The sequence below is a fragment of the Arthrobacter sp. 260 genome (assembly GCF_013116745.1).
In the GTDB taxonomy this organism is placed as follows: Bacteria; Actinomycetota; Actinomycetes; order Actinomycetales; family Micrococcaceae; genus Arthrobacter_D.
The window spans coordinates 78,813-87,140 of the sequence record NZ_JABFOE010000015.1 but is presented as its reverse complement, the minus strand read 5'-3'; the positions used below and the strand labels follow the sequence as shown (position 1 = coordinate 87,140).

At 66.9% G+C, this 8,328-nt stretch carries 7 protein-coding genes; 2 read left to right on the top strand and 5 right to left on the bottom strand.

From position 1 onward, the window contains the following. Positions 1–362 precede the first annotated feature (362 nt). The 4 genes from tyrS to HMI57_RS15610 all read right to left on the bottom strand — a co-directional run bounded on the left by tyrS (position 363) and on the right by HMI57_RS15610 (position 5,229). Positions 363–1,703: a tyrosine--tRNA ligase gene (gene tyrS, locus HMI57_RS15625; protein WP_346655235.1), complete on the bottom strand. Its 1,341-nt coding sequence runs from the start codon at positions 1,701–1,703 to the stop codon at positions 363–365. Between the two features lie 13 nt (positions 1,704–1,716). Continuing rightward, positions 1,717–3,969, bottom strand: a complete 2,253-nt coding sequence (locus HMI57_RS15620; protein WP_171586924.1) for a UvrD-helicase domain-containing protein — start codon at positions 3,967–3,969, stop codon at positions 1,717–1,719. A gap of 76 nt (positions 3,970–4,045) precedes the next feature. Then, positions 4,046–4,597, bottom strand: coding sequence for an adenine phosphoribosyltransferase (locus HMI57_RS15615; protein ID WP_171586923.1), 552 nt, complete (start codon positions 4,595–4,597; stop codon positions 4,046–4,048). Beyond that, positions 4,594–5,229, bottom strand: coding sequence for a DNA-3-methyladenine glycosylase (locus HMI57_RS15610; protein ID WP_346655234.1), 636 nt, complete (start codon positions 5,227–5,229; stop codon positions 4,594–4,596). The genes HMI57_RS15615 and HMI57_RS15610 overlap by 4 nt, the downstream gene beginning before the upstream one ends. A 94-nt stretch (positions 5,230–5,323) precedes the next feature. Here HMI57_RS15610 and HMI57_RS15605 point away from each other — a divergent pair, with 94 nt between their 5' ends. Together HMI57_RS15605 and HMI57_RS15600 are read left to right on the top strand one after the other, a co-directional pair. Then, positions 5,324–6,883 carry an AlkA N-terminal domain-containing protein gene (locus tag HMI57_RS15605; RefSeq protein WP_171586921.1) on the top strand — a complete coding sequence of 520 codons (1,560 nt, stop codon included), beginning with the start codon at positions 5,324–5,326 and terminating at the stop codon, positions 6,881–6,883. Next, positions 6,880–7,476: a methylated-DNA--[protein]-cysteine S-methyltransferase gene (locus HMI57_RS15600; protein WP_171586920.1), complete on the top strand. Its 597-nt coding sequence runs from the start codon at positions 6,880–6,882 to the stop codon at positions 7,474–7,476. The genes HMI57_RS15605 and HMI57_RS15600 overlap by 4 nt, the downstream gene beginning before the upstream one ends. Here HMI57_RS15600 and HMI57_RS15595 read toward each other — a convergent pair. Next, complete coding sequence (locus HMI57_RS15595) at positions 7,449–8,324, bottom strand: SRPBCC domain-containing protein (RefSeq protein ID WP_171586919.1); 876 nt, start codon at positions 8,322–8,324, stop codon at positions 7,449–7,451. The genes HMI57_RS15600 and HMI57_RS15595 overlap by 28 nt on opposite strands. Positions 8,325–8,328 lie beyond the last annotated feature (4 nt).

Sequence of the window (8,328 nt, the reverse complement as noted above, 5' to 3'; positions counted from 1 at the left end):
CCAATCAATAAAACAATCGGTATCAACAAACATGGCACACTATTGAGTTCTCAAATAACAGGCGCGATTCGATTTATCTGTAAATAAACTTTCTATTTACATTTCCTCGCTGCGACTTATCTAAAGTTATTCCATCCGCATTATCTTTGTCAAATCCGCAGTATTTCCAGATTTTCACAAAAACAACCGAATGAACCGACGAAAATGTACGGTATTTCTGGCTTCTGTGCTGAGCACACGCCGGATCCACCGATGAATTTTTCGAAGGGGTTGGTTGCCACTCAACGGCGGCAACTCAGAAAACATTACACGTGGATCTGGGTGTTCGCAAATCCCCGTGCGCAAGCCCGGAAACCTCAGGCTTAGACCGGTGCGACGTCGACCGTGGCGAGCGTGCGCTTGCCCCGTCGCAACACCAGGTACCGCCCGTGCAACAGGGAATCGGGTCCCACTACCGTGTCCGGATCCTGGACCTTCACGTTGTTGACGTAGGCGCCGCCCTCGCCCACCGTGCGGCGGGCCGCCGAGTTGCTGGCGGAGAGGCCACTGGCTACGAGCAGGTCGACGATGCCCAGGGCATCCGCCGACACGGTCGCCTTGGGCAGCTCCGCGATTGCTGCTGTGAGGGTGGTCTCATCCAGGCTGGCCAGTTCGCCCTGGCCGAACAGTGCCGCCGAGGCGGCGATCACTTTTTCGGTGGCCTCCACCCCATGGACCAGGGCATTCACCTCGAAAGCCAGTGCTCGCTGGGCTTCACGCAAGTGGGGTCGTTCCTGCGCAGCCTTGCCCAGCTCTTCGATTTCCTCACGCGTCTTGAACGTGAAGACCTTCAGCCGGCCCACTACGTCGGCGTCGGCGGTGTTGAGCCAGAACTGGTAGAAGGCGTAGGGGCTCGTCAGCTGGGCATCAATCCAGATGGCGTTGCCCTCGCTCTTGCCAAACTTGGTGCCATCCGAGTTGGTGATCAACGGCGTGCCGATGGCGTGGACGCTCTTCCCCTCGGCGCGCCTGATCAGGTCGGTGCCGCTGGTCAGGTTGCCCCACTGGTCCGATCCCCCGGTCTGGAGGGTGCACCCGTAGCTGCGGTACAGCTCCAGGAAGTCCAGTCCCTGCAGGATCTGGTAGCTGAACTCGGTGTAACTGATACCGGCGTCCGAGTTCAGGCGGGCGCTGACAGCATCCTTGGCCAGCATGGTGCCAACCCGGTAGTGCTTGCCGATTTCCCGCAGGAAGTCGATAGCGCTCAGGGGTGCGGTCCAGTCAAGGTTGTTGACCATCCGGGCGGGGTTGTCGCCGTCGAAGTCGAGGTATTTCTGCACCTGGGCCCTCAGCTTCTCCACCCACTCGGCCACTGTCTCGGGTGTGTTCAGTGCCCGCTCCGACGTGGGGCGGGGATCACCGATCAGACCGGTGGACCCTCCGACCAGCCCCAACGCATGGTGTCCGGCAAGCTGGAGCCGCCGCATGGTGAGCAGTTGTACCAGGTGTCCGAGGTGCAGGCTCGGTGCAGTGGGGTCGAACCCACAGTAGAAGGTCACCGGGTCGCCCGCGAGGGCCTTCTCGAGTTCGTCCTCGTCAGTGGATACCTGGACCAGTCCACGCCACTTCAGTTCCTGCCAGACGTTGGCGAAGGAAGGGTCGTTGTGCTGGTCGCTCAGGAGTGCTGCGAGGCCGGGGTCTGTGGTTTCAGTTTGGTGGGACACAGACTCTAAATTATCAGTCCTCGATGCCTGCCGGTATTTCTCCGGTGGCAATAAGTCGCAGCCGCTGGGTGGGGCGGGTCATGGAGACGTAGAGGTCGCCCACCCGGATGGACCGGGGGTCGAGCATTTCCGCTGGTTCCAGGACCACGACGCCGTCGAACTCCAGCCCCTTGGCTTCCCGCGGGGTGGTGACCACAATGTCCTGCCCGGTACTACCGGCGCCGAACCCGACCCGTTGCCCGTAGACAGCCGTCAGGGCCGAGCGCACCTGGTCCTGGACACGCTCCGGGGTGATGACCGCGAGCAATCCGCCCTCGATCGCCGAGAGCTCTTCGGGTAGCGCGGTCAGCAGCGCTGGGATGAGATCGGGAACCCGGTCCACCACCGGCGCCCAGCGACCCTCGCGCACGGCCTTGGGTGCGGAGACCACCAGTCCTGCGGCGTTGGCCATCCGCGCTGCCGCCTCAGCAATCTGGGCGGGCGTGCGGTAGTTGACGGTGAGCTCCTCGAGCTGCCACCGGTCCCCCACGAACGGTTCCAGCGCCTGCTGCCACGAGTTGGACCCGGCGGCCGAGCTGGTCTGCGCGATATCGCCGACAATGGTGAACGACTTCAGGGGGCAGCGGCGCATGAGAACCCGCCACTGCATGGGCGAGAGTTCCTGCGCCTCGTCAACCACGATGTGCCCGAAGGCCCACGTCCGGTCGACGGAGGCGCGTTCGGCCGCGCTCAGCCGGGCCTCGGTCACCGCGTTGTGATCGGCGAGGTCCTCGGCGGTCAGCACACCGTCAACGCCCGAGTCGGCGAGCGACTCGTTGACGTTCTCAAGCGTGCGCTCGGCGTTCGCCAGGTCACGGCGTCGTTCCTGGTCACGCGCCGCGGTGTCGCGTCCGGCTGAGGGGTCCAGCTCGCCCAGCAGTTCGGCGGCCTCGTCCAGCAGCGCCACGTCCGCTTCGGTCCACGGCGCGCCAGCGGGACGCGTGAGCGCCTCCACCTCAGCGTCGCTGAAGCCCGGAGCGGCGGCCGCCAGGATCCCCGGCTTGGTGAGGAGTTCGGCGACGAACTTCTCGGGGGTGAGGGGCATCCACGCCAGGTTCAGGGCAATCCGGACGTCCCGTGAACTGCGGACGTCTTCCGCCAGGTAGGACCGGTCGGCGGTGTTGCCCGCGCCCGACGATTCCTCAAGCTGTTCAGTGAGCTGCTCGGTCAGTTCCCTGAGGAGGATCTTGACGAAGGTGACCCGGGCTTCGTTGTGGGGTTTGCCGGTGGCTCGGGCACGCTCGCGGGCCTTGCGCACCTGACGGGGCGACAGGGTCAGGATGGTGCCTTCGACGTTGAGCCGTTTGTCCTCGGCGGGGACGCGCTGGCGGTTGGCCAGCGCGCGGCGCAGCACCTCCACCATATCCAGGCGTCCCTTGATCTCGGCGGCCGTCTCGGTGGGCTCCTGCACGGCGGTGATGCCGGGCATCAGGCTGCCGATGCTGGCCATCACCACCCCGGTCTCCCCGAGGGAGGGAAGCACGCGTTCGATGTATTTCATGAAGGCGTTGGTGGGACCGACCAGCAGTACCCCGGCTGACTTCAGCCGTTCCCGGTGTGTGTACAGCAGGTACGCGGCACGGTGCAGCGCCACAGCGGTCTTGCCGGTGCCGGGTCCGCCCTGGACGACGACGACGCCCTGTAGCGGCGCCCTGATCACCCGGTCCTGTTCGGCCTGGATGGTTCCGACAATGTCGGACATCTGTCCGGTGCGCTTGGAGTTCAGGGCAGCGAGGAGTGCTCCCTCACCCTGTAGGGATTCATCCTCGGTGAGGAGGGCGGCGTCCAGGACATCGTCCTCGATGGCCAGGACGTTGCGCCGGGACAGAATCAGGTGGCGACGACGGCGCACGCCCATCCGTTCGAAGGCGGTCGCCTGGTAGAACGTGCCGGCCTCGGGTGCCCGCCAGTCGACCATGAGCTGCTGCAGGTCGGCGGTGGACAGCCCGATCCTGCCGATGTAGCGCTCGTCTCCGGAATCGAGGTCCAGCCGCCCGAACACCAGCCGGTCGTCGACGGCGTTGAGCTGGGCGAGCCGATCCTCATACATGGTGGCGAACGCGTCGCGTTCTGACCGGTTCTGGTGGGATCCGGCCGACAGGGAACGGCGCACCTCGGCGAGCTGTCCGCGCTTTTCGGCACGGAGTTCATCAAGCCGTTGGTAGAGCCCCGCTACATAGCCGCGCTCGTGCTCCAGCTCGTTACGGGCCGTGGATGTGTCATGCATAATGCGTTTCCCTCTCGCCAAAGGCAGACCGTCAATTCTACAGGGCGGTCGCCGCTTTTGGCATGGTCAGTGAATCCTAGGCGGAGACGGTGGAGTGCACCCGGTACTGCGGCACCTGCGCCCGTCCCGTCAGTGCTGCGAGTTCGAGGACCACGGCGCACCCGATCACCTCGGCGCCGGCGGTTTCAAACAACCGGGTGGCCGCGCCGAGCGTGCCGCCCGTGGCCAGGACGTCGTCGAGCACCAGGACCCTGGTGCCGGGAACGACGTCGTCCCGGTGGATTTCCAGCACCGCGTTCCCGTACTCGAGGCTGAAGGCCTCGGAGAGGACCGGCCGGGGCAGCTTGCCGGGCTTGCGGACTGCCATCACGCCGGTCCCCGTGGCGTAGGCCACGGCGGCCGCCAGCAGGAACCCGCGCGCCTCAATGCCAGCCACCAGGTCAAACTCCCCCGCGAAGGGGCGGACCAGGTCGTCGACCACCGCGCGGAAGGCCGCGCCATCCCCAAATACCGGGGTGAGGTCGCGGAAGCTGATGCCCGCACGAGGGAAGTCCTGGACCGTGAGGCAGAGCTGTTCGATGTAGTCCTGCGCTGTGGTGTCCGGGCTGGCGGGTACTGAATTATTCACCCATTAACTGTACGCGGTGCGCGGGGCTTGGCCGCGCGGTAGCGGGACACGGTCGGATCATCAGTCAACCAGTAACGCCACAGGTACGTTGCGCTGCCGCCCGCCCCTGCAACGCCGACCCGCGGCCCGCTCGACATCGCCGCCGGGTCCACCGGTGTGGCCGGGAGGGTGAGGGAGAGCGGACCCGTGAACAGGTCGGCGCCGTCGAGCGTCCGGTCCAGGCCCAGGGCCTGTGCCAGCCGGGCCGGGCCGCGGGCCAGATCCAGGTCCAGCCGGGGGGACTTGCGCCGTGCCCGGGCGATGGCGTGACCCTCAACGATCTCCCCCGCCCGCAGCAGAAGCCCGGTCGCCTGGCCCGGCTCACCACAGACCACGTTCGCGCAGTAGTGCATGCCATAGGTGAAATACACGTACAGGTGGCCCGGGGCTCCGAACATGGTCGAGTTCCGGGGCGTCTGGCCACGGAAGGCATGGGATCCCGGGTCGTCGGCGCCCAGGTAGGCCTCCACCTCGGTGATCCTCACCGTGACCCGGTGGACGCCGTCGTCATGGCTCAACAGGCCACCCAGCAGCGTCGGTGCGACGGCGGTCGCTGGCCGGGCCAGCCGGGTTCTATCGGTGATCGCTTCCACAGCACTAGACCGTAGCAAACCGCCCCGCGCGCTGCGCCACGGTCGTGTCCGATTCCCGCTAGCTGACGGTGGACGAACCTGCAACGATGGGGTGATGGACTTCTGGCAGCGCTACCGGGCGATTGACTCGCGCGACACCCGTTTCGACGGACAGTTCGTCACCGCCGTGGCCACCACAAGGATCTACTGTCGTCCGTCCTGCCCGGCCCGCACCCCGAAGCCCGCCAACGTGACCTTCTACCAGACCTCGGCCGCCGCCCATCAGGCGGGCTACCGGGCGTGCAAGCGCTGCCTGCCCGAGGCCGTTCCTGGCACCCCCGACTGGAACCTCCGCTCGGACGCCGCGGCGAGGGCCATGCGGTTGATCTCCGACGGTGAGGTGGACCGGACGGGTGTGCCCGGTCTTGCCGCCCGGCTCGGCTACTCGACCCGTCAGCTGAACCGGATCCTGCATCAGGAACTCGGAGCGGGACCGCTGGCCCTGGCGCGGGCCACCCGGGCCCAGACGGCCCGCTCCCTGCTGACGTCGTCCGGGCTGAAGTTCGCCGACATTGCCTTCGCCGCGGGGTTCAGCAGCGTCAGACAGTTCAACGACACCGTGCAGGAGGTGTTTGCCCTCACCCCTTCCGACCTGCGGGCCCGAGCCCGCACCACCCGGGAGAATCCCGACCCGGGAGAGGCCGGCACCACCCTGTCACTGCTGCTCCCACTGCGCGCGCCCTACGATCCGGGCATCTTCGAATTCCTGCGGGTCCGTGCCATCGACGGCACCGAGCACGCCACCGCCGACCGCTACGAGAGGCTCCTGCAGCTGCCGGGCGGGCAGGGCTGGTTCAGCGCCCGGCTGGCGACCACGCCGCACGGACTGCCAGCCCTCGCTGTCTCCGTATCGGTGGAGAGGTTGCCCGACCTGCCGGTGCTGCTGTCCCGGATCCGCCGGCTGTTTGACCTGGACGCCGATCCCCTGGCCGTGGACGCAGTCCTCGGATCGGATCCCGTGCTTGCTGACAGGGTGCAGCAGATCCCGGGGATCCGCCTCCCGGGATCCGTCGACCCCCACGAAATCCTGATCCGGGCCATGATCGGTCAGCAGATCACCGTCAAGGCGGCACGCACCGGCCTCCACCGGCTGTCAGTCCTGGGCAGCCCCGCGACGCTGGCGCCCCACCGGGCGCCGGATGGGGCGCTTCACCGGCTGTTTCCCACTGCCGCGCAAGTAGCCGACGGCGGTGCAGGCCTGCTGAAGGGTCCGGCCCGCCGGATCGACAGCATCCTCCGGGTGAGCTCCGCCCTGGCCGACGGCAGCGTGCAGCTCGGGGTGGAGGACGGCGTTGCTGACCTCGAACGCAAGCTCCTGCCACTGCCAGGGATTGGACCCTGGACGGTACGGTACGTGGCAATGCGGGTCCTCGGCGCCACCGACATCCACCTGGCCAACGACGCGGCCATCCGGAATGGCTGGGCGACCCTCACCGGTCAGGCCAGCCAGGCTGAACCGCCGAACGTCTCATCGACTCACCCAGCACATCCGTCCCCGACCCTCTCAACGACGATGGAGCGCTGCAGTCCGTGGCGCTCCTACGCCACCATGCATCTCTGGCGGGTCGCCGCCGACCACCCACCCATCCCCCAAGCAAAGGCAACTCCCAGATGACACTCCCCGATCCAACCTTGACCGCGGCGACGACGACCACAGGGTTTCCCACCCCAGTTGACGTTCCCGCTGCCCGGCAGACAACAGTTTCCACCCCTGATGGCCCGTTCACCATCCTGGAACTGGACGGCGCGGTGCTCGCCTCAGGGTGGACCTCCGACCTGGCGGACCTGACCGGGCAGATCCACCCGGCCCTGCGGCCGGCTACGCTGCCGATCGTCGTCGACCCGGCAGAGCTGGGGCCGATCACGGCGGCGGTCAGCGCCTACTACGACGGCGACATCGCGGCGATCGATGCGGTGCCGGTCCGCCAGGTGTCAGGCCCCTTCCGCAGCCACGCCTGGGACATGCTGCGCACCGTTACCCCCGGCCACCCGGTGACCTATGCGCAGTATGCCGGCCTCGCTGGAAACGCCAGCGCCGTGCGGGCCGCCGCCGGAGCGTGCGCCAAGAACGCGGCTGCCCTCTTTGTCCCCTGTCACCGGGTGATCCGCACCGACGGTTCGCTTGGCGGCTTTCGGTGGGGGCTGGAGGTCAAGACGAGCCTCCTCGCCCGGGAGGCGGGTCACTCTGCAGCCGTATTGGCCCGGTAGAAATCTTCGAGCACCCGCAGCTTCCGGACGCTGATGTGAGGGGTGTCCCCGTCGAGGTCAACGCCCACCGCGTCGAGGTGGGCGTGCCACTGAGCCATCAGCGCGGCGGCCTCGCCCGGGTCCTCGACCACGTGCCGCACTGTGACCATGGTGGCAGGGCCCGAGGCGGTGAAATCCACCTCGGCCTGTTCCACCCGTGGCTGCTGGGACGGGTCGGCTGTGAGAGCGTCCTTGACCGTGGGCAGCCGTGCCTCGAAGCGCCGGTCGAAGTGGATCATGGTGACGCCGTCGGTGGTTTCCAGCTCGCCCATAGTGTGGGAGAGGTTGAATTCCGCGGCGTAGGCGTCCCGGAGCGCCGCCCAGTCGGCATCCGGACCCGGTGGCCGTCCGGCGGCAACATGGTCGAGCGCATCGAGGATGAGCTGCCATCCGGCGGCACCCTCGGTGAGGAACGCTGAGGTTTCCGAACGGGCCCGCAGCTGGAACAGTGCGCCGCCGTCGCACTTAAGCACCCGCCACTCGAGCAGCGATTCCAGGCCCATGCTGTCGTCGAAGGTGATCTGGAGGCTGGTGGGCGGGTTGAGCTGCAGAACGGTTCCGGAGGACAGGTCGCCACCCATATCCAGCCAGTACTCCTTGCCCAGCTCCCACCCCGGGGTGAGCTTGCCAAGCCACTTGGCCACCTGGGTGGGTTCGGTCAGGAGGTTCCAGACGTAGGAGCGCGGATAGTCGAATTGTCGGTCGAACGCCAGCACATACCCATCTCTCAGCCGTTCAATGCGGCCCAGCGGTTCGGCACGGTGGGACGCCGATACACGTTGCAACTCGCCGGTGAGTTGGGATTCCATGCTG

Coding starts and splice junctions, on each gene's coding strand:
- HMI57_RS15605 (WP_171586921.1), top strand. CDS start 5,324: ATGGACTTCTGGCAGCGCTACCGGGCGATTGACTCGCGCGACACCCGT.
- HMI57_RS15620 (WP_171586924.1), bottom strand. CDS start 3,969: ATGCATGACACATCCACGGCCCGTAACGAGCTGGAGCACGAGCGCGGC.
- HMI57_RS15595 (WP_171586919.1), bottom strand. CDS start 8,324: ATGGAATCCCAACTCACCGGCGAGTTGCAACGTGTATCGGCGTCCCAC.
- HMI57_RS15600 (WP_171586920.1), top strand. CDS start 6,880: ATGACACTCCCCGATCCAACCTTGACCGCGGCGACGACGACCACAGGG.